The organism is Helicobacter mehlei (assembly GCF_003660265.1).
Lineage (GTDB): Bacteria > Campylobacterota > Campylobacteria > Campylobacterales > Helicobacteraceae > Helicobacter > Helicobacter mehlei.
Genome location: NZ_QXQP01000007.1, coordinates 42,236 through 64,088 on the forward strand (window position 1 = coordinate 42,236; position 21,853 = coordinate 64,088).

Consider the following 21,853-nt stretch of genomic DNA (forward strand, 5'->3'; position numbering starts at 1 on the left):
CTTTAAACACCCATTTTTTGCGCGACATTGTCGCTAGCAATTTTGATTTGATCCATTAAAGATTTGCTTTGATAGGATAATTCCACAGTTTTATCCGCAGATGCCATGCCAGCGGTGATATTCACCACCACTTGGGAAGTGATCTCGCGAATCGAGCCGATGATCGCCCCGATCTCTGCGACCGATTTGCCCGTTCTCTCGGCTAGTTTACGCACTTCATCAGCCACCACTGCAAACCCGCGCCCGTGTTCGCCCGCACGCGCGGCCTCTATGGCGGCGTTCAAGGCTAATAAATTGGTTTGATCGGCGATGTCTTTAATGGTCTGGGTGATAGAAGAGATGGATTCAGATTGCGCGCTTAAGGTATTCACCAAATGTGTGTTGTTCTTCATGGCATCGGCTACATCTTGGATATTATCTGTCGTTTTTTCAATCATCGCACTCCCATTGCTGGTGAGCTGTTGGTTTTCCTTGATGAGATCCACAATCATATTAAATTTTTCTTGGTTGCTGTCCTCTTTGTGTGTTACATCGTTGGCAATTTTGACAATTTTATAAATTTTGCCACTCTCATCAAAAACGGGGTTATAAGTGGCTTCCAAATAAACAAGGCGTTTGTTTTTAGTGAGACGCTTGAAAGTACCACTGATAAAATTTCCCGAAACAACCTTTTTGCAATTTTGCGCGTAAGTGGAGCTGGCGGCATATTCTGGTTCAACAAATGTTGAATGGTGTTTACCCACAATCTCGTCTAAAGTGTAACCCATAAGCGTTAAAAAATTCTCATTAGCGGTGAGGACATGGAGGCCTAGATCAAACTCAATTAATGCCATAGAGCGATTCACCGCATCATGGATAGCCTTTAAGTCATTAAATTCCAAAGATCGCGCTGTGATATCTTGAGCAAACTTGATGACTTTATACACCTTGCCCGATGCATCAAAAACAGGGTTGTAGCTTGCTTCTAAAAAAACCGCCTCGCCCTGTTTGGTGTAGCGTTTAAATCTCCCCCGCAAGAACTGCCCCGATCTGAGTTGATCCCAATTTTTACGATACTCGGGGGCATTGACATACTCTGCATCACAAAAGATGGCATGGGGTTTGCCTTTAATCTCCTCTAGCGAATAACCCATCACCTTTAGAAAGTTATCATTGGCACTAATGACCCGTGCTTGCGTATCAAACTCAATCAAAGCGGTTGAACGATTTACGGCCTTGTAAATTGCCCTCAACTCCTCATTCTCCTGATTTAAAAGTTGGGCAGAATCATCTTCTTTTTTCTTCTTGAACAACATGAACATTCCTCAAAGTCAAAGTAGTGATAATGATAGCGACATACAGCTTTGTCAGAAGTTAATATGAAAAGAATTTTTGGTAACACTTGCCCCAAGAAGGGGCTAAAATCTACTCGAAGATCACGCTCTTGGGATCGACATCATCGCCATAAATAGGCTTCAAAGTGGCATCGTAAGCTTGTTTGAAAAAACCACTCTTGGTGAGTGTATCCACCTCTTTGTTAAGCCACTCCAACAAAGCCTTATCACCTTTTTTGACCGCTGGAGCAATGACATCTTGATCGCCTAGAGAGGGGATACCCACTTTAAACTCGGGGTTTTTCTTCACCCAAGCAAATAAAAGCGTGTTGTCATGGGCTAGGGCTACCCCGCGGTTGTTCTTGAGTGCTAGAAAAGTTTCGGTATTTTGGTCGTATTTGAGCAGAGGGATTTTAGGATAGTGCTTGGAAAAATAAAAATCAGCAGTTGTGCCCTTATCCACAATTAAGGGTTGCTTGCCATTCAAATCCTCAATCTTTTTAATTTCTCCATTTTTAGACACCACCCCCAAAGCCACTTTCATATAAGGCTTGGCAAAATCCACCACTACCGCGCGTTCTTTGGTCTTGGTAAAATTGGCCATGATCACATCAACCTTATTGGACTTCAAAAACTCCACCCGTGCAGCTGCCTCCACAGGGATAAACTCTATCTTTTTCTCATCGCCCAGCAAATCCTTAGCCATGCGTCTAGCGATATAAACATCAAAGCCTTGGAACTGCCCCTTGCTGTCCATATAACCAAAGGGGGGTTTGTCGCTAAACACGCCCACCTTCAACACCCCCCGTTTTTTAATGAGTGCTAGACTATCTTCTTTGGCATGGGCTTTGTGATCCGAACAGCCTGCCACAAGAAACGCCACCAACGCCATCAAAACACCCGCAATTTTCAAACCACGCATGACCGCTCCTCATATTCCAAAAAATGAGGGTTCATTCTAGCAATAAAAATTTAACAGCCCCCCAAGAAATTAAAAATTTCTAAAAATTTCTGCGCGCGTTCAGACTTTGGATTTTCAAAAAAGGCATTTGGATCATTTTCCTCCACCACCACGCCCTGATCAAAAAACACAATTCTATGCGCCACTTTGCGGGCAAATTTCATTTCATGGGTAACAATGACCATGCTCATCCCCTCTTGCGCCAACTCTAAAATGACTTCTAGCACCTCTTTCACCATCTCAGGATCGAGACTAGCCGTAACCTCATCAAAAAGCATCACTTCTGGTTGCATGCACAGCGCGCGCACAATGGCCACTCTTTGCTTTTGCCCCCCGCTTAACTCCCGCGGGTAGGCCCCCTTTTTGTGTTCTAACCCCACGCGCTTTAAAAGGCCGATCGCCTGCTCTTGCACTTCCTCTTTGGCGCGTTTTTGCACCTTGAGAGGGGCTAATAAAATATTTTGCAACACGCTTAAATGCGGGAATAATTCGTAATTTTGAAACACCATGCCAATCTTTTGGCGTATTTGATTCCAATTGGTCTTGGGCGCGCTGATCTCTTGATGATTAAAGAAAATCTGCCCCCCTTGGATTTCTTCTAAGCCATTCAAGCACCTTAAAAAGGTGCTTTTCCCACACCCACTAGGCCCTAAAATCACCACCGCCTCCCCCTTGTTGAGACTAAAATCAATGCCCTTTAACACCACATGATCGCCATAATACTTTTGTAATTGGATGGTTTGCAAAATTGCCATTTAGCCTCGATGGTGTTGGTATTTTCTCTCTAGGCGTTGGCTCAAATAAGAGAGGGGATAGCAAAGCACAAAGTAGAGTACAAAGATCAAGCCATAGACATAAAAACTCGCATGGGGCATGCTGATTACATGCACCTCTATAATTTGTTGCCCCACTTTGAGTACGTCAATCGCCCCGATGAGAGAGATTAGGGCGGTGGTTTTGATCATGCGGGTGAATAAATTCACGCTGGAAGGCAATAACGCCAAAAAAGCTTGGGGGAAGAGAATATACAAAGTGGTTTGTAGGGCCGTTAAACCTAGGGCCTTTGCACTTTGGCTTTGGTGTTTAGAGATAGAAGTTAAAGCCCCCCTTGTTAAGTCCATCATCTCCGCCACTCCCCACAGCGCAAAGACCACCACTCCCGCCACAAACGCCTCAATGTGCAAATCAAATACAGATGCCAGCCCAAAATACACAATAAAGAGCCACACCAAAAGCGGAATGATACGCACACTCTCTAAATACACACGGCACAGAGTGCGCACGATTTTACCCCCAAAAGCCATCACCACCCCCAAGCCAACCCCGCCCACTAAAGAAAACACAATAGAGATCAGGGCAAGGCTTAAAGTCGTTGCCAACCCCTCGCCCAAGCGGGCTAAATTATCCGCATTAAAGAGATTTAAAATTTCTAACATATCTTTTTCTTATAATATTTCTCCAAAGCCACAAACAGCCCACTTAAGGGCAATAACACAACCAAGTAAGCAAATACCAATAATATTAAAGCCTCATTGGTCTTGTAATAAATGCCAATCAAATCTTTAGCCACAAACATTAAGTCTGCTAGAGCAATTGCGCTCACCACAGAAGTTTCCTTGAGTAAAAAAATCGTATTGGCTCCAAGTGAGGGCAAAGAGATCGCTAGACTTTGGGGCAAGAGCACAAAATACAAACTCTGCCACTTAGAAAGCCCTAAACTCAAGGAACTCTCCATTTGCACCTTGCTTAGAGCTTTTAGTCCGAGTAAAAAACTCTCCGCCATATACGCCCCACCCAAAAAGATCACGCCCAGCACGGCACATTGCAAGGCACTAAGGGAAAGCCCCACCTCGTGTAAACCATAGTATAAGAAGAAGAGTTGGATGAGTAGGGGGGTGTTTCGGGCTAATTCTGTGTAGATTTTAGCAAAGCTGGCTAAAAACTTAGGCTTAAAGAACAGACACAAAGCCACGCCAAAACCTAGAAGAGTTGCCCCCAAAACACCCCAAAAGGAAATCTCAAGAGTGATAAAAAGCCCACGCTCAAAAAGAGGCAAGGCGTGGTACATAAATTGCCAATCCAAATCCACAACGCAACCCTTTCATAAAAACCCCCTATCTTAGGGAAAATAGCTAAGGTTGCGCTTAAAGGCTCTTTAAAGTGCCATGGGCTCCATGAGGTGAAAATTCATATAGCGATAAATCTCCTCGCGGCGCGCTTCTAGCTTTTCAGCCACTAATCCTAGATACTCGCTAGGGGTAGGGATTTTACCCAAAAGCGCACACACCGCCCCCAGCTCCGCACTGCCCAAATACACCTGCGCGCCCTTGCCCATGCGGTTGTCAAAATTGCGCGTAGAAGTGGAGAACACCACGGCATTATCGCGCACCCGTGCTTGATTGCCCATGCACAAGCTACACCCCGGCACCTCTGTGCGCGCCCCAGCAGCCCCAAAGATAGAAAAATACCCCTCTTTGATGAGTTGTTGCTCGTCCATCTTGGTGGGGGGCACCACCCAAAGGCGAATAGGGGATGCCCCTGCTCCCTTGACGATTTCGCCAAAGGCTCTAAAATGCCCAATATTGGTCATACAACTCCCAATAAAGACCTCATCAATCTTTTGGGGGCGTTTGGGGTTATTGAGCACCTCACTTAAAGTCGCCACATCGTCCGGATCGTTAGGGCATGCCAAAATGGGCTCTGTGATCTCATTAAGATCGATCTCAATCACGGCGGCGTACTCCGCATCTGGATCGGGCTCTAATAACACGGGGTTGTCAATCCACTCTTGCATTTTTTGCGCCCGTCTTTTGAGGGTTTCTTTGTGCTCGTAGCCACTGGCAATCATCTGCTCAATGAGCTGAATGTTAGAGCTCAGATACTCAATGATAGGTTCTTTATTGAGGCGCACAGTGCAGGCGGCAGCACTCCTCTCTGCGCTCGCATCGCTAAACTCAAAAGCCTGTTCAATCTTGATATTGCCCAAGCCCTCGATCTCTAAAATCTTGCCATTGAAGATATTTTTCTTGCCCTTTTTCTCCACAGTGAGCAAGCCCTGTTTGATCGCATAATAGGGGATGGCATTGACCAAGTCTCTTAGGGTGATGCCCGGTTGCATTTCTCCCTTAAAGCGCACCAACACGGATTGGGGCATATTCAAGGGCATGGTGCCTGTAACCGCAGCAAAAGCCACTAATCCACTCCCAGCAGGGAAACTAATCCCAATGGGGAAACGCGTATGGCTATCCCCCCCTGTGCCTAGTGTATCGGGCAAGCCCATGCGATTGAGCCAAGAGTGAATAATCCCATCTTTAGGCTTGAGCGCCACCCCGCCCCTACTGGTAAAAAACTCCGGCAGAGTGGCTTGCAAGCTCACATCGGAGGGTTTAGGATAGGCGGCTGTGTGGCAGAAAGATTGTAAGACAAAATCGGCTTCAAAACTAAGGCTGGCAAGTTCTTTAACCTCATCTCTAGTCATCGCCCCCGTGGTGTCTTGACTGCCCACAGTGGTGGTGATGGGCTCGCAATAAGCCCCGGGGCGCACACCCTCAAGGGCGCACGCACGCCCGACCATTTTTTGGGCTAGGGTGTAGCCTTTATGACTCTCTGCGGGTTGTTGGGGTTTGGCAAAGACTTCTGAGGGACCTAGCCCTAAGAATTTGCGCGCCTTGTTGGTCAAGCCCCGCCCAATGATCAAGGCGATACGCCCCCCGGCGCGGTATTCATCGGCTAGGGTGGTGGGCTCGAGTTTAAAGGTGCTCACCACCTGCCCCTGCTTGTAAATCTCACCCTTGTAAGGATACACCTCAATGATGTCGCCCTCATGCAAGTCTTTCACATCGGCAACTAGGGGCAGTGCGCCACTATCTTCACAAGTGGCAAAGAAAATCGGGGCAATGACCCCTCCGATCACCACGCTCCCCGTGCGCTTATTGGGCACATAGGGAATATCTTGTCCAAAATGCCACATGATAGAGTTAGTCGCGCTCTTACGCGAACTGCCCGTGCCGACCACATCGCCCACATACACCACCGGCACGCCCTTAGACTTGATATTGGCTAACCTCTCTTGGTAATTCTCTATGCGGTTTTTGAGCATGGCGTTGGCGTGTAGTGGGATGTCGCTCCTTGTGAAGGCATCGCTAGCCGGACTCAAATCGTCCGTATTGGTCTCCCCATCAATTTTAAGCACGCACAGCTCCAGCTTTTCAGGCAGGGCGGGTTTATTCAAAAACCACTCGGCGTTCGCCCACGACTCTAAAACCTCTTTGGCTAGAGCGTTGCTCTTACTCAAATTAGCGATGGTTTCAAAAGAGTTATAGACTAAAAGCGTGGATTTTAACGCCTTGCAGGCTTGCTTAGCGATTGCAACATCGCTACTTTGCAGGGCTTCTATTAGGGGCGCAACATTATAGCCCCCTAGCATGGTGCCTAGATACTCCACCGCCTCAAGGGGGCTAAAGTGCGGACACTCTATTTTTTTAAGCGCAATCTGACCTAGAAACTGCGCCTTAACCTGTGCGCCCTCATCCACGCCCGGGCTCACGCGCTGAATCAATAAATCCTTAGCCAAAGCGCATTCTTGCATGTCCTTAGAGTGCAAAAGAATGTCTAGCACGCTTTTAACCTGTTTGGCGTTTAAGGGTAAGGGGGGGATATTCTCTTGTGCGCGCTCCTGCTCGATGGTTTTGTATTCTTGGATGAATGTTTGCATGATCACTCCTTTTGAAATAGGCTTTTAGTATATAATAACTTGGCTATGTTTTTGACAAGACACATGAAAACCCGCCTTTTTTCGTTGTGTTTTTTGTGTAAGATTTGCTAATTCTTTAAAGGTCTTAAAATGCGCTTTGGAAAGATTGATTACTTGAACTTGCTCCCCTTTGATGTCTTTATCAAGGCCTACCCGACCCCTGTAAGTTTTAAACAATTTTTAAATCACAGAAAAACTTATCCTGCTAAGCTCAATCAAGATTTTCTCTTTAGGCGCATAGATGCGGGCTTTATCTCCTCCATTGCCGGCTATGCAGCGTGGCGTAAAAAACAAGTTACACCCTGTGCGATCATTGGCTACAAGAAAGTTTTAAGTGTACTTGTGGTGCTACAAGATGAAGGGATTGATACACAATCAGCAACTTCGAATGCCCTCTGCCAAGTTTTGGGGCTAAAGGGGCAAGTGCTGATTGGGGATAAGGCTTTACGCTTTTATTACCAAGAAAAAGCAGAGTTTGTGGATTTAGCCGCGCTCTGGCATGCCAAAACCAGTTTGCCATTTGTCTTTGGGCGTTTTTGTTACCAAGCACATGGTGAGTTTTACACACAAATAGCGCATGCCTTTTACAAGAGACCTATAAAAATCCCCTACTATATTTTAGAGCAAAAAGCCCAAGAGAGTCAGCTTAATCGGCAACAGATTTTACACTACCTCAAACACATCCATTATAAAATGGGGGCTAAGGAAGAGTTTTCTTTGCGTTGTTTTTACAGACAACTTCTTTTTAAGGGTATTAGGAAGGTGCGCCGTTTTTAAAGCTCAAATACATCCACTCCCCATACCACCCCAAAAAGCCCAACAAATAAAAAGCCCATCTAGCATCATTGTAACGATCGACTTGCCAGATCACATGCGCGCTCAACATAAAAGTTACAATGCCGGCGATGAGAACCAATAAATTAGCATATTCGTAGATTCCAAAATATTCTTTTCTTTTGGCTAACACGGCGATTAAAAAGGCAAGATTGAAACCAAAAAGAGCAAAATCCACCCATGCATGCCAATGGTGTTTGAGCAAATAGGGTTGGAAGCTAGAGGCAAAGAGTATAATCAAACAGACATTCATGGAGGGTGCAAAAAAAATCAAATATTTGATCCAAGCGGAGCTAGGCGCATGCCATCTAGCCAAAAAACGCCATAACCCCAAACCCAAAAAAGCTAGGTAAAAAAAAAGAGAGAAGAAGAAAGAGAATGGGGGTGCGTTGTTGGGCTTTACCTGGTTAAACAAAAAGAGATAACAAAAAAAAAACACAGCCGGCTAGGGCTAGTAATTTGGGAATAAATAAAGAGTGCTTGCGTCTAGTGGCGATAAAATACCCAAAGGACATCAAAATGCCACAGATATAAAAAATGGAGATCAAGATGGCGTAAAAATGCCCGGGTTCGTTGAAAATGGCAAAAAGTTGGGAGAAATTGCGTTGGAATGCTGAGAGAATCAAGGCTAGAGCAGTGATCACAAAGAGGACAAAAAAGACTGAGGAGAGCACCAACTTATAGGTGTTGGGCTTTTTCATAGAGAGATCAATAGTTTTTTTCAAAAAAGCTTTGGATGCCATTGGCAATCCCTTTTGCTAGAAATTGTTGGTAAGTTTTGTCTTGGAGGCGCTTAGACTCTTTGGGGTTGGAGTTGTAGCCAATCTCAATTAAGATAGAGGGCATGAGTGCTCCGGCTAGCACCCAAAAAGGACCCTCCCGAACACCTCCATCCACAACACCTTGATAATGTTGGCGCAATAAACTTAAGATACCAAATTGGATGTCAATGGCTAGTTTGTTAGAGATCACGAGCCTTTGGGAGTTGAGCGAGTTTAAAAAGGACATTTTTGAAAAATAATCCATACCCCGCACATCATCCTGGTTTTCTTGTTCGGCGACTTTACGCGCTCTTTCACTACGGGCGGGTGAAAGAAAATAGGTTTCTACGCCTTGGGGGTTAGAAGTAGCATGCTTGGGGATTGAGTTAGCGTGGATAGAAATGAACAAATCGGCTTCTTTGTTGTTGGCAAATTCGGTGCGCTCCTTCAAACCGATATAATGATCGTTGTGGCGGGTCATATAGACAATATACCCGCGTCCTTTAAGTTCTTGTTGTAGGTATTTGGCCACATGCAAGACAATGTGCTTTTCACATATATGGCTAGCCCCCATAGCCCCGCAATCACGCCCACCATGCCCGGGGTCTAAGACAATCTTAAAACGCTTAGGGGTTGGCTCTGGTGGGGGGGATGGGAGGCTGGCAGTGGCTGGGGGTTTGTTGGCAAGGGAGATATAAAGATGATTGGCAGTGATTTTGAGTTGGTATGGGGTTTGTCTGTGGAATTTGATCAATATCCTGATCGTGTATTTGCCATGCTTGCTAATTTTAATCAAAGTGTTATGGGGAAAGGGATAACTCTTGGGAGGACCTAAAAGTTGGGCTTTGATCTCCAAAAGGTCTTTGGCAGGACTCAAGTGGGTTGTTTTGAGTGCACTCGGGTGGAAATCCTTGTTAAAGCTAATGCGGACACTGCTAGTGCCAAAAGGAACAATTTGGGTAATTTTAAGCGCATGGGCACTTAAGCCTAAGCATAGCGCAAGACATAGCCAAATAAAACGCATCAGTCTTGTGTTAATTCTTGCACCAGCTCATGAACACTGATGATTTTATCAATGCGATACCCGTTTGCCCCCGTAAAATAGAGCCCCTCAATGCGATTGCCCAAATAACTACGCCCCAGCCCATCGGCGATACAATAGCCAACTTTTTTAGCCTCTTCGCCCCGGTTGCAAGGCCCCACGCAATTACTCACGCAAGAGATCTTGGGGGCGTTGCCTTCCTTAATGCGTTGCAACACGCCAGTATTAATGGCGCGTGCGGGGTAGCCAACCGGGGATTTAACTAGCAAGATGTCTTCTTTTTGCAAAGAGGGCAAAATCTCGGCATAGACTTTAGCATCGCATTCTTTAGTGCCCAGAAACCTAGTCGCCATCTGTACCCCACTAGCCCCTAAATTAAGCATGGTATCGATGTCCTTGCGATCCCAAATGCCCCCAGCAGCAATAATGGGGATATGCCCCCACTCTTTAGAAGCTTCCACAATGCCCGGGACTAAATTTTCTAGCTGGTATTCTTCTTTAAAACAATCCTCGTATTTAAAGCCTTGATGCCCCCCACTCAAAGGTCCTTCCACAATGATCGCATCCGGAACGCGTTTGTAGCGCGCACTCCAGCGTTTGCAGATGATGTGCAGGGCTTTAATCGAGGAAATAATAGGCACCAGTGCCACATGGGGGAAGTCTTTGGTAAATTCGGGCATGTTGGTGGGCAAACCCGCCCCCGTGATGATCACATTTGCCCCCGCTTCGCACGCATCACGCACCACCCGCCCGTATTCGTTAATGGCGTGCAAGATATTGGCTCCCAAGGGTTTAGCTCCACAGATTTTGCGTGCATTTCTGAAAATTTCATTCAGGGCTTGTTTGGAGTAAAAGTTAAGGGCTTCAAAGGGCTTTTTGGAGATCATTTTTTCCACAAAGCGCATATTTTTATAATAGCCCGTGCCCACTGCCGAGATCACGCCCAAAACGCCCTCTTTAGTGGCATTGCCGGCCAATTCGTCCCAACTAATCCCCACACCCATACCCCCTTGAAAAATGGGGTATTGGATGGTGTGTTTGCCAATTTTGAGCGGTTTTAGTGTAGAAGCCATGTTTTTACCGCTTAGTTAATGATGGCGCGGATGAAGCGGCGCTTACCCACCTGCACCACATAACTTCCTTGAGAAAAATGGTAGTTTTCATCTAAGAGCACTTCTTGATTGATTTTGACACTTTTAGCTTTAATGTCGCGGCGTGCTTGGGAAGTGGAGGGGCTTAGTTTAGCCTGTTTGAGCAATTCTGCAACCCAAATCCCCGCACCAAATGCCATTTGTTCTAAATCACTAGGGGTTTGCTTTTGGCTAAAAACGCGATCAAATTCGCCCTGAGCGTGTTGGGCTTGCTTGGCTGTATGTAAGCGGGTGGTGATCTCTAGGGCTAGGTTTTCTTTGATGGCTTTGGGGTGCAATTCCCCTTTTTCTACGCCATTTTTAAGCTGGGCAATCTGGGCACTACTTTTTGCGCTCAAAAGTTCGTAATAACGCCACATCAAATCATCGCTAATGCTCAAAAGTTTAGCATACATGCTTTCTGCTGGTTCTGTGATGCCGATGTAATTGCCTAGACTCTTGCTCATCTTGTGTGTCCCATCTAAACCCTCTAACAAGGGCATGGTGAGCACGCTTTGTTCCTTGTCCAGACCATAGGCGCGCTGTAAAAACCGCCCCACTAAGAGATTAAACTTTTGATCATTGCCTCCAAGCTCTATGTCGCAATCTAAGGCAACTGAATCATAGCCTTGCAAGAGCGGATACATGAACTCCACCACGCTAATGGGTTTATTTTCTTTATAGCGTTTCTCAAAATCGTCCCTTTCGAGCATTCTAGCCACTGAAAATTTAGAAGTCAATACAAGCAAACCATCTGCGCCCAGCGGGCGTAACCACTTTGAATTAAAGCACACATCGGTAAGTGTGGAATCTAAAATTTTAAACACTTGTTGCTCGTAGGTCTTAGCATTGATCAAGACCTCTTCAAAGCTTAGGGTTTTCCTCGTTTCGCTCTTACCACTAGGATCGCCAATGGTGGCAGTAAAATCCCCGATCACAAACTGCACCCGTGCGCCATGCCTTTGCAAGGTGGCTAATTTATTTAAAAGCACGGCATGCCCCAAGTGCAAATCTGGGGCTGTGGGGTCAAAACCAGCCTTGGCATAAAAGCGTTGTTTGGTGGTGTAAAAACGCTCCACCAAGTTTTGCAAGTATTCTAGTCCAATGCACTCGCCCATGCCCCTAGTGATGTCAGCCATCGCTTCTTTGATCTGTGCTTGCATGTTTGTCCTTTAGGCTTGATAAGCGTCTTTTAAACTTGAAAAACCCACTAATCTTTCTTGGTATTTGCGTGTAACAATCTCTTTAAAGGTGCTGATCTCTTTGTCATTATATTCAAACAAAATCTCACAATGAGAGGAAAAACTATCTTTGTAGCCTGCATAGTTGATCCCCACAATGTTACAATCATTTTTGGCTAAAAAACTTAGCAACTGGAGCAACCCACCTTTTTTGTCTTCGAGGTAAAAAATGCCCTTGTAAATCTCTTTGTTTTTCTTGTTCCACTCCACAAAGACCATCGGCAAGCTCAAATCAATATCGATGATCGCCTGTTTGCACAATTTATGATGCACAATCACCTTATGATCTTTGTAATTAGGCATGATCGCTACGATCTCATCGCCATGTTTGGGGTGGCAACAATCGTTAAACAAGACCTGTTTGATGGACACATGCGGGTTGGTATAGACAATAAAATTATCCAAGTAAGACTTTTTAAGTCCGATGTGGGGTGTCCAAAGCCGTAAAACCCGACTAGCCAAACTAAATTGCATCAAGTTTTTCATCAAAAAGCCAAACTGGCGGGGCTCGCGGACTTTGCGACTCTTGGGAGGGACTTCCTTCACCTTCTCTTGGATTTCTTCAACTAATTTCTTCAACCCATCGGCACTCTTGGCTGCCTCACTCAAAGTGTTCTCCACGCCACATTCCAAAAGCCTTTTTTCAAAACTCAAGTAGTTTTTTGATCCCATGTCGGCATTGAAAATCGGGGTTTCAAAAATGGAGCTAAGAATATTGACCATGCTTTTAGAATCGATCTCCTTGAGCTGGTTTTTTCTCTGCAATTTTAAATGACTCTTAGCACGGGAGGTTTTGAGCTGGTCGATCCAAATGTGGCGTGGGACACTTTTTTTACCCTTGATGATTTTCACCACATCCCCGCTTTTAAGCTCTTGGTTGAGTAGGGCTTTTTTGTTATTCACAAAGGCTTTTTCAGCCTTATCCCCCAACTCGCTATGCACCATGTAGGCAAAGTCTAGCACAATCGCGCCCACCGGCAAGGTATAGGTATCCCCTTGTGGGGAAAACACCGTAATGTCCTCGCGGTAAAGATCGCTTTGGACCAAGTCATAAAACTCCCTAGGATTATCTTTGGTGTCTTGACCTTGGTATTTGAGGTTATAGAGCCATTTGAGCGAATCGGGTTCTGTGCCCCCTGCCTTGTATTTCCAATGTGCAGAGTTGCCATATTCAGCAGCCATGTGCATTTCAAAGGTGCGGATTTGCACTTCATAAATGCTAGACTCGTCAAAAATAGTCGTGTGGATCGTCTGGTAGCCATTTTCTTTAGGCAAAGCGATATAATCTTTAAAACGCGACACAATGGGTTTAAAACGCAAATGCACGATCCCTAAGATTTTATAACAATCTAGGGGATTTTTAAGCAAGATACGCACCGCCATTAAATCCAAAATCTCATCAATGCTCACCGCCCCCTTGCGTTGCATTTTGAGGTAAATGGAGTAGGGGCGTTTGATGCGGGTAGCGATTTGAAAATCACTCTCCCCAAAACCTGCTTCAAAGAACATCTTTTCTAATTTGCTGGCAAACTGGTTGAGTTTTAAAGATAGGGATTGTTTATTTTGGTCCAAATAGGATCGGATTTTTTGGTACTCTTGGGGGTAGATAAAATAAAAACATTTTTCCTCTAACTCGTTTTTGATTGAGGACATCCCCAAACGGCTAGCAATGGGTGCATAGACAGCTAGAGTTTCTTTGGAGATGCGGATTTGTCTGTCGCGTGAGAGGGCATCTAGGGTGGAGATGTTGTGCAAGCGGTCGCTGATTTTAACCACCAACGCCCGGGGGTCTTTAATGGCACTGAGGAGGATTTTGCGGAAAGTCAAAGCCGAGAGCACAAGGCGGGGGTTTTGGGGGTCAAATGCTAATTCCTCTTTGCGGATTTCGGTGATCTTGGTGAGCGCATCGACCAAATTAGCCACATCTTCGCCAAATTTCTCACGGACCTCCAAGAGTTCGCAAGGCGTGTCTTCCACGACATCGTGCAAGAGAGAGGCGCAGATCATCGCCTCATCGCCCTCACAAAAGGCAACAATACAAGCCACGCTGATAGGGTGGGTGATGTAGGGAGCACCGCCCTTGCGCTTTTGTCCCGTGTGGTAGTGAGTAGCTAAATCTAGAGCTTGGGCGACCTTAGACGTGATGGGGGCGATGTTCTTTAAAACACGGATGGCCTCGCTAGGAGTAACAACCTCTTTTAAAAGTTCTAAGACTTCAAGCAAACTACCATAGGGGGCATGCTTAGTATCTTCCATCAATGCGATCAAGACTGATTTTTCCCTCAGCAATTTCTAAAATAGCGATGTCTGTCAGCTTGTGAATCTTGGTATCCACGGGGACTAGGGGGTGCGCGCCTGCTCCTAGCTGTTTGACCCGTGAAAAAATCAAGTTTGATAAAACATAACGATCGCTATCCACTTTTTCTAAGGCTTTGGCTACAATTTCTTCGGTTCTCAAATATGTCCTTTTTGGCTAGTGTATTCTATTTTACCATAGAAAAAACACCCTGTTGATCCTTAATTACATGCAAAAGATTATTTTTCTTAAACATGTTGCAAACCACGATCGGGAGTTTATTGTCTTTGGCTAGGGAGATAGCGGTGTCATCCATCACTTCAATATTGCCAATCAAGGCATCGTTATAACTCAAGGTGTCGATTTTCTTAGCGTCTTCAAATTTATTAGGGTCTTTGTCATAAATCCCATCAACTTTGGTCGCCTTAACGATCAAATCTGCGCCAATCTCAATGGCCCTAAGCGTGGCGGCTGTGTCGGTGGTGAAAAAGGGGTTGCCCGTGCCCGCTCCAAAGATGACGATGCGTTCTTTTTCTAAGTGTCGGATGGCTTTGCGGTAAATGTAGGTTTCACAGACTTCCTTAATTTCAACCGCACTTTGCACCCGCACATCTAACCCCATGTGCTCTAGGGCTTCTTGCATCGCCACCGCATTAATGACCGTGGCCAACATGCCCATGTAATCCCCACTTGTGCGCCGAATAATCCCCCCCTTAGCCGCACTCACACCCCGAATGATATTCCCCCCACCAATGACAATTCCCACTTCAATGCCATGTTCGACTAATTGCTTGATTTCTTTGGCAATATAGCTTAAAATCTGAATATCAATCCCAAAATGGCTCTCACCAGCTAGGGCTTCACCAGAAAATTTAACCAAAACACGCTTCTTTTTATGTTGCTTATTTTGCATGCACTCCCTTAGGCTCTAGTGAGAAAATCGCTATAAAATGCACCATTATACCCTAATGATGCTTAAAAGTTATGCCAGCTCCAAGACGAGGGATTGGATTGCCTGCACTGCCATGAGGGCTTGCTCTGGAGTAATAATATAGGGGGGCATTAAGTAGATCGTGTTGTTAAGAGGACGCACAAGCAAGCCTCTTTGTAGGGCTTTTTCAAAAATGGCAAGGCTAAGACGCTTAGAGGGGCAACAACCCTCCAACTCAAAGGCAAAGATCATGCCCTGAGCGCGTAGGTTGGCTACCCCCTTTAATCCCCCCAAATGATCTTGCATGCAGGCTTGGATATATAAACTTAGGGTCTTGTTTTTCTCTAAAACCTGCTCTTGTTCTAAGAGGTCTAGGGTTGCATTGGCGCACGCACAGGCTAGGGCGTTGCCTGTATAACTATGGGAGTGTAAAAAACTTTTATTCTCTGTGTATGGGGCGTAAAATTTATCGTAAATTTCATTTTTGGTGAGCACCACCGCTAGGGGCAAATATCCCCCCGTGATCCCCTTAGAGAGGCATAGAAAATCGGGTTTTACTTGGCATTGCTGGTGAGCAAATAAAGTCCCCGTGCGCCCAAAACCCACCGCAATTTCATCAAAGATCACATGCACGCCCAAAGCTTGGCACATCTGGCTAGCTTGGTGTACAAAGTCGGCACTATAAAAGTGCATCTGCCCGGCACACTGAACTAAGGGTTCTAAAACAAAAGCACTGATATTTTTGTGTTCTTTTTCTAAAATCTTTTCTAGGGCTTGTAGGGCATTTGTAACATCGGCATCATTTTGGGGCACGGGGGTTTGTAGTTGCTGGCAAAATAGCCCCTTGTAGGTGTCCTTATACAGCCCAACACCCCCCACGCTCAAAGCCCCCAAAGTTTCGCCATGGTAACCATTTTCTAAGGATAAAAATTTGGGTCTATGTTGCCCCTCTAGCAAGTGGGCATGGTAACTCATCTTGAGGGCGACCTCAATGCATGAAGACCCATTATCCGCATAAAAGCATTTTTCAAACCCGCCCAACACACAAAGTCGTTCAGAGAGGCGGATAATTTGGGGGTGGGTAAAACCTGCCAACAAGACATGTTCTAAACTTTCTAGTTGCTCTTGGAGTTTTTTGTTAATATAGGGGTGGCTATGCCCCAAGAGATTCACCCACCAACTACTGATGCCATCAATATAGGCACGCCCATCAAAATCGTAAAGATAGACACCTTCTGCCCGCTTGATGGGCACTAGGGGCAGGCTTTCATGGTCATGCATTTGGCTACATGGATGCCAGATATATTTGAGGTCTAGGGTATTCCACTTGGCATTATTCATAAAGTGCTACATCGGTCTTTTAGGCTAAAATTAAAGCATGCTTTTAGTCAGTTTTCATTAGAATAGCACATTTAGGGCAATTTTAGGGCAAAGGATAGGGCTTGATCGCGTGGATGCAAAAGCACAAAAAATACTTGGTGGTTACCATTTGGATCAGCACGATTGCTTTTGTGGCAGCGGGTATGATTGGTTGGGGGCAGTATAATTTTTCTTTTGCAAGCGGGAGTGTGGCTAAGGTCGGGCGTATCTTGATCACCCAAGAAGAGCTAGATATGGCTTACAAGCAACTTGTAGATGCTTATAGCCAATCCATCCCTAATTTCAAAGATTTAGATGAAAAGCAAATTAAGGCGATGGGCTTAGAGCGTAGCGCACTCCAAGTGCTCATTAACCAAGCCTTGCTGAAAAATCTCGCCCTAGATTTGGGCTTGGGTGTGAGTTCTAATGAGATTATCGCCGAAATTAAAAAGAGTAGTATGTTCCAAAAAGACGGGCATTTTGATGAAGACTTGTATAAAAAAATCCTTCAAGAGAACCACTACCGCCCTAGTGCCTTTGAAGACAATGTCAAAAATGCCCTCATCTTGCAAAAAATCTCTGCCCTCTTCCCTAAAGCCACCACCCCCCTAGAGTTTGACTCATTTTTATGGGCATTGCAACTCCAAGACAAGGTGCGCATTAAGATTTTAGAACCCCAAGCGGTGGCCTTAAGAGAAGACGATCTGAAAAAATATTACGAGCAACACAAGAACACTTATAAGAAGCCCACCAGCTACACCCTTGAGAGTGTAGAGGTTAAGCCCGATGAACTGAAAGCGGGTATTTCAACCCAGCAGCTACAAGATTATTACCAAAAAAATAAAAGTGCCTACAGCAAAGGGGGTAAGTTAGAGGATTTTGAACATGTTAAAGACAAGGTGCAACAGGCCTACTTGCTCCACAAAGCCCAAGAGGTCGCCCTAGAAAAATATTTGGCACTCAAAAAAAACACCCTCAAGCTTAACGCCAAAACTTTGACCAGCCTACCCTATTCAGGGGAAATCAACCAAAAAATAGAGACCTTACGGGTGGGCGAAGTACTCAAGCCACAGAATTATGAGGACGGGTGGTTGGTGGTGAAATTGCGTGCCAAAGATAGTAACCAAATCCAAACTTTTGAGGAGGCTAAAGCTCAGGTGCGTGTGGCTTTGGGTGCGATCCAACAAAAAGAGCAATTAGAGAAGGAAGCCAGCCAGCAGGTTAAAAACTTCCAAGGAGAGGACATCGGCACCATCACCTCAGATTTTCAAGGTACGATTCACGATTTGAGTCCCGAACAATCCAAAAAGCTGGTGCGCCATATTTTTAACCAACCCTACAAGCAGGGGTATATGATCTTAGAGGGGCCCAAGGCGGTGCTTTATCAAATTTACGCCCAAGATTTTAAACACGCCCTCAAGGATACGCATACTTTAAAAGAAGCCTTTGGCAATCTCAAGGCACAATCTTTTGATGGAGTGCTGGTGTCCATGCTAAGGGCGCAATACCCCGTTACCCTCTATTCTAAGAATCTGCAGGAGTAGATCTTGAATCCGATCATACTAGGTGTGGATATTGGCTCTAGCAAGATTTGCGCCATCATCGCTGAGATCAAGGACGGCGCACCACAGGTGATCGGAGCGAGTGTGCAAAAATCTGAGGGTGTGCGTAAGGGGAGCATCAGCAATATTAGCCAAGCGGGCGAGATTGTTAAAAAAGCTATTGAGGATGCCAAGCGCATGGCTGGTTTGGATTTTGTGGAAAAGGCGATTGTGTCCATTTCGGGGGCTTATACCCAAAGTGTGAATAGCTCGGGGATTATCAATGTGCCCAACAACGAGATCACCTTGAAAGAAATCAACCGCGCGCTGGATACCGCCTTGCACAATGCAGCTATCCCTAGCGGGCATGAAGTGATTCATATTTTGCCCTACCAATTCAAATTGGATAATCAGGACAATATTGAAGACCCGATGGGCATGAGCGGATCTAGGCTGGAGGTTTTTACCCACATTGTTACCGTGCAACACAGCAGTTTGGAAAATTTACGGCGCACGATCCAGCTAGCCGGGGTTAAGATTGAAAACATCGTTTTGAGTGCTTATGCGGCTTCTATTGCCACTTTGAGTGAAGATGAACGCGCTTTAGGCGTGGCGTGTATTGATATTGGGGGGAGCACTTGTAATATCATGGTCTATGAGGGCTCTTCGATGCGCTTTAATAGTTATGTCCCGGTGGGCTCTGAACACATTCGGGATGATTTAGCCATTGGACTACACACGCCACTAGGTGCGGCAGAATATGTCAAACGCGAGTATGGCAACTTGATGGCTGAGGAGAGCGATCAAGAAATTGAGGTCCCGGCTGTAGGAGCTGAGAATAAAAAAAACCGCTTTTCGCTAAAATTTGTCCATGAGATCATCAACACCCGTGTTTTAGAGGTGTTTAACTTGCTCAATAATGCCCTCATCAGTAGCAAGCTCAAAGATAGCTTAGGGAGGGGCGTAGTTTTAACCGGGGGTATGACTCACATGGAGGGTATTAGACATGTAGCTTCCGCAATCTTTGGGAATGTCCCGGTGCGCATTGCTAAACCCATAGAGGTGAGTGGCTTATTTGAGGAGCTCAAAGACCCCACAAGTTCGGTGGCTATTGGCTTGATCTTATATGGAGCCGGGGGGCATACCAACTATGAAAAAGACTCGGAGAAAACAATCCGCTACAAAGAGATCAAACAGAATGCCCAACCTGCTTTTACCTACACGCCTGAACGTAACTATATTGAAACCGATTTGACAAATTTGAAACATACGGGGGAGACAAACAAGGAGATAAAGGAGCGGAAAAAGGATATAATGTATCCCTATGAAACGCCTAAAGAAGTGGGATTTTTCCAACGAATCAGAGAATGGGGCTCTAAGTTATTTTGAAGAAGGGTTGTGGCGATGTTGAATGAAATGGAGATAGGCGTAGAAGAAATCTTTGAGACCAATGGGGCAAAGATTGTCGTGATCGGTGTGGGTGGGGGTGGGTCAAATATGATCGCCCATTTGATAGCAACGGGCACTTATAAGGACATCATGTTAATTGTGGCCAACACAGATGGACAGGCCCTCAAGTCCTCTACGGCTAAGAATAAAATCCGCTTGGGAGAAAAGATCACAGGGGGCAGGGGAGCTGGTATGAAACCAGAGGTGGGCAAACAAGCCGCCCAAGAGTGTGTGGAAGTGATCAAAAACATGGTAACCGGTGCGGACATTGTGTTTATCTCAGCGGGCTTGGGTGGGGGTACGGGCACAGGAGCAGCCCCTGTGATTGCTCAAATTGCTAAGGATTCGGGTGCGCTCACGGTTTCTGTGGTAACCAAACCCTTTAGCTTTGAGGGCAGAAAGCGGGCGCGCATCGCTGAAGAGGGCTTAAAAGAACTCAAGGCTGTGAGCGACTCGATTGTGGTGATCCCCAATGAAAAACTCATCGGCTTTATTGACAAGAACGCGGGGATTAAAGAGAGTTTTAAAGAGGTGGATAACATCTTAGCTAAGGCAGTTAATGGCATCTCGAGCATGATCATTAACTATGGAGAGAATGATATTAATGTGGATTTTGCGGATTTAAAAACGGTGATGAATCACCGCGGGTTGGCTTTGATGGGCATAGGCGAAGCTACAGGGGTGAATGCCGCCACCGTGGCGGTGGAGAATGCCATTGCCTCCCCCTTGTTTGACAATGTTTCTATCAATGGCGCAATGGGGGTGTTGATTAATTTTGAATGCCACCCAGATTATCCGCTTTTAGAGATCACCAATTCGGTTAGCATCGTGGAGTCGATGGCCGATGAGGATGCTGACATTATCTTTGGGAAATGCACCTCCACTAACACGCCCACCGATCATGTCAAGGTAACCATTGTGGCGACCGGTTTTGAAAAACCCGTTGAAAATAAGGACGAGACAGAGTCCAAACCCTCCTTTAGCCTCTCTAAGAGTGCGTTAGAGAATTTGAAAATGGCTAGCAGTGGGGAGACCTTTAATGGTGTGGATTTGGACAAGCCCACTTTTTTACGCAACCAAAAGGATTAGCCCAAGCGTTCCAGCCAAGCACGCTTGTAAGTGCTAAACTCTTGCTTTAAAATCGTCTCCCTAGCCCCCCGCACTAGCTCTAAGTAGAAGTGCAAATTATGCAAGCTGGCTAGCCTAAAGTAACTCAATTCCCTAGCTTTAAAAAGGTGGTGCAAATAGGCTTTAGAGTGGTGCTGGCAGGTGTAGCACGCGCAATTTTTATCTAAAGGCTCTTCACTCTCTTTATGCGCTTGCGCTTTAATCGAGATTTTGCCACAACTAGTAAAAAGCGTGCCGTTGCGCGCGTTTCTTGTGGGCATCACACAATCAAACATATCCACGCCCCGCTCGATAGCCTCTAACAAATCTTGGGGTGTGCCCACACCCATTAAATAACGGGGTTTGTGGGTGGGCAAAAACTCTGTGGTGTAGCTGATCATTTCATACATCTCTTGGGCACTCTCGCCTACGGCTAACCCCCCAATGGCATACCCATCAAAATCCAAAGCGCATAAATCCAGCGCACTGATTTTACGCAATTCATGGCTGATCCCCCCTTGCACGATGGCAAAAATATAATTTGTCGCCCCCGCGTGGCTTTTATGGTGTGTAAGGCTCTCTTTAGCCCACTCTGTGGTTTTTTGCACCGCCAACTTTAAGCGTTCAAGTGGGGCGGGCAAGCCCACCAAATCATCTAGCACCATGCAAATATCGCTATTAAGGGCGTATTGGGTGTCTAGGACTTTTTGGGGGGTGAAAAGATGGGTGCTCCCATCAATGTGGGATTTAAAGACAATACCCTTAGAGTGCTCTTTGGTGTGTGTGTGTAAAGAAAATGCTTGAAATCCGCCACTATCGGTTAAAAAATTACCTTGAAAGCCACTAAAACCATGCAGTCCGCCTAGATTTTTAATGACGCTGGCTCCGGGCCGCAAATATAAATGGTAGGTGTTGCCCAAGATAATGGAGGCTTTTAAATGCACTTGTAAGTCTCGTGCATCTAGACTTTTCACGCTAGCTTGCGTGCCTACGGGCATAAAAATGGGGGTTTGCACAATGCCATGTGCTAGTTTCAAAGTGCCCGCGCGCGCACACCCCTCTTGCCCCTTTAAGCAAAAATCCATTGGATCACCTTTTTTACTATATAATAAAGCTAGAGATCATAGCATGGAAA

20 protein-coding genes and 1 pseudogene are annotated in these 21,853 nt (G+C 45.7%); 4 read left to right on the forward strand and 17 right to left on the reverse strand.

Going from position 1 to position 21,853, the window contains the following annotated elements; translation table 11 throughout:
- Window positions 1–2: 2 nt before the first annotated feature.
- From EAO36_RS08905 to acnB, 7 genes and pseudogenes are all read right to left on the reverse strand, one after another.
- Window positions 3–491, reverse strand: coding sequence for a methyl-accepting chemotaxis protein (locus EAO36_RS08905; RefSeq protein WP_328588039.1), 489 nt, complete (start codon window positions 489–491; stop codon window positions 3–5).
- Window positions 492–512: 21 nt separating this feature from the next.
- Window positions 513–1,301, reverse strand: a pseudogene (locus EAO36_RS08910) (PAS domain-containing protein); the annotation flags it as partial.
- A gap of 103 nt (window positions 1,302–1,404) precedes the next feature.
- On the reverse strand, window positions 1,405–2,235 hold the full coding sequence (locus EAO36_RS03675) for a transporter substrate-binding domain-containing protein (RefSeq protein WP_120947393.1): 831 nt from the start codon (window positions 2,233–2,235) through the stop codon (window positions 1,405–1,407).
- Window positions 2,236–2,285: 50 nt separating this feature from the next.
- Window positions 2,286–3,029 (reverse strand): amino acid ABC transporter ATP-binding protein, encoded by a 744-nt coding sequence (locus EAO36_RS03680; RefSeq protein WP_120947394.1) that lies wholly within the window; start codon window positions 3,027–3,029, stop codon window positions 2,286–2,288.
- The gene (locus tag EAO36_RS03685; RefSeq protein WP_120955714.1) at window positions 3,030–3,710 is read right to left on the reverse strand and encodes an amino acid ABC transporter permease; all 681 of its coding nucleotides are present in this window, start codon (window positions 3,708–3,710) and stop codon (window positions 3,030–3,032) included.
- Entirely contained in the window at window positions 3,704–4,363 is a 660-nt protein-coding gene (locus EAO36_RS03690; RefSeq protein WP_185962961.1) for an amino acid ABC transporter permease, read from the reverse strand. The genes EAO36_RS03685 and EAO36_RS03690 overlap by 7 nt, the downstream gene beginning before the upstream one ends.
- A 66-nt stretch (window positions 4,364–4,429) precedes the next feature.
- A complete protein-coding gene (acnB, locus tag EAO36_RS03695) occupies window positions 4,430–6,988 on the reverse strand; it encodes a bifunctional aconitate hydratase 2/2-methylisocitrate dehydratase (RefSeq protein ID WP_120955715.1) in 2,559 nt (852 codons plus the stop codon).
- A 129-nt stretch (window positions 6,989–7,117) separates the two neighbouring features.
- On the opposite strand from acnB, the gene EAO36_RS03700 reads away from it, so the two are divergent.
- On the forward strand, window positions 7,118–7,804 hold the full coding sequence (locus EAO36_RS03700; protein WP_120947397.1) for an MqnA/MqnD/SBP family protein: 687 nt from the start codon (window positions 7,118–7,120) through the stop codon (window positions 7,802–7,804).
- Here the strand turns inward: EAO36_RS03700 and EAO36_RS08450 are convergent.
- The 9 genes from EAO36_RS08450 to EAO36_RS03745 all read right to left on the reverse strand — a co-directional run bounded on the left by EAO36_RS08450 (window position 7,782) and on the right by EAO36_RS03745 (window position 16,603).
- Window positions 7,782–8,114, reverse strand: coding sequence for a hypothetical protein (locus EAO36_RS08450; RefSeq protein WP_162983031.1), 333 nt, complete (start codon window positions 8,112–8,114; stop codon window positions 7,782–7,784). The genes EAO36_RS03700 and EAO36_RS08450 overlap by 23 nt on opposite strands.
- Window positions 8,115–8,268: 154 nt before the next feature.
- Complete coding sequence (locus EAO36_RS03710) at window positions 8,269–8,604, reverse strand: hypothetical protein (protein ID WP_120947399.1); 336 nt, start codon at window positions 8,602–8,604, stop codon at window positions 8,269–8,271.
- The gene (locus tag EAO36_RS03715) at window positions 8,570–9,646 is read right to left on the reverse strand and encodes an N-acetylmuramoyl-L-alanine amidase family protein (RefSeq protein ID WP_120947400.1); all 1,077 of its coding nucleotides are present in this window, start codon (window positions 9,644–9,646) and stop codon (window positions 8,570–8,572) included. Before EAO36_RS03715 ends, EAO36_RS03710 begins: the two co-directional genes overlap by 35 nt.
- Entirely contained in the window at window positions 9,646–10,737 is a 1,092-nt protein-coding gene (locus tag EAO36_RS03720; protein WP_120955716.1) for a nitronate monooxygenase, read from the reverse strand. The genes EAO36_RS03715 and EAO36_RS03720 overlap by 1 nt, the downstream gene beginning before the upstream one ends.
- Window positions 10,738–10,748: 11 nt before the next feature.
- Entirely contained in the window at window positions 10,749–11,957 is a 1,209-nt protein-coding gene (tyrS, locus tag EAO36_RS03725) for a tyrosine--tRNA ligase (RefSeq protein ID WP_120947402.1), read from the reverse strand.
- Between the two features lie 9 nt (window positions 11,958–11,966).
- Window positions 11,967–14,291, reverse strand: a complete 2,325-nt coding sequence (locus tag EAO36_RS03730; RefSeq protein WP_185962968.1) for a RelA/SpoT family protein — start codon at window positions 14,289–14,291, stop codon at window positions 11,967–11,969.
- Window positions 14,278–14,493 (reverse strand): DNA-directed RNA polymerase subunit omega, encoded by a 216-nt coding sequence (locus EAO36_RS03735; protein WP_013890065.1) that lies wholly within the window; start codon window positions 14,491–14,493, stop codon window positions 14,278–14,280. Before EAO36_RS03735 ends, EAO36_RS03730 begins: the two co-directional genes overlap by 14 nt.
- A 25-nt stretch (window positions 14,494–14,518) precedes the next feature.
- Window positions 14,519–15,244, reverse strand: coding sequence for a UMP kinase (pyrH, locus tag EAO36_RS03740; protein ID WP_006017111.1), 726 nt, complete (start codon window positions 15,242–15,244; stop codon window positions 14,519–14,521).
- A 69-nt stretch (window positions 15,245–15,313) separates the two neighbouring features.
- Window positions 15,314–16,603, reverse strand: a complete 1,290-nt coding sequence (locus EAO36_RS03745) for an adenosylmethionine--8-amino-7-oxononanoate transaminase (RefSeq protein ID WP_120947403.1) — start codon at window positions 16,601–16,603, stop codon at window positions 15,314–15,316.
- Between the two features lie 101 nt (window positions 16,604–16,704).
- On the opposite strand from EAO36_RS03745, the gene EAO36_RS03750 reads away from it, so the two are divergent.
- The 3 genes from EAO36_RS03750 to ftsZ are packed head-to-tail and all read left to right on the forward strand — an operon-like array spanning window position 16,705 to window position 20,700.
- Complete coding sequence (locus tag EAO36_RS03750; RefSeq protein WP_120955717.1) at window positions 16,705–18,165, forward strand: peptidylprolyl isomerase; 1,461 nt, start codon at window positions 16,705–16,707, stop codon at window positions 18,163–18,165.
- Between the two features lie 3 nt (window positions 18,166–18,168).
- Window positions 18,169–19,551, forward strand: coding sequence for a cell division protein FtsA (gene ftsA / locus EAO36_RS03755; protein ID WP_120947405.1), 1,383 nt, complete (start codon window positions 18,169–18,171; stop codon window positions 19,549–19,551).
- Window positions 19,552–19,566: 15 nt separating this feature from the next.
- The gene (gene ftsZ, locus EAO36_RS03760; protein WP_120947406.1) at window positions 19,567–20,700 is read left to right on the forward strand and encodes a cell division protein FtsZ; all 1,134 of its coding nucleotides are present in this window, start codon (window positions 19,567–19,569) and stop codon (window positions 20,698–20,700) included.
- Here ftsZ and tgt read toward each other — a convergent pair.
- Window positions 20,697–21,803: a tRNA guanosine(34) transglycosylase Tgt gene (gene tgt, locus EAO36_RS03765; RefSeq protein ID WP_104641200.1), complete on the reverse strand. Its 1,107-nt coding sequence runs from the start codon at window positions 21,801–21,803 to the stop codon at window positions 20,697–20,699. The genes ftsZ and tgt overlap by 4 nt on opposite strands.
- Window positions 21,804–21,853: the final 50 nt, after the last annotated feature.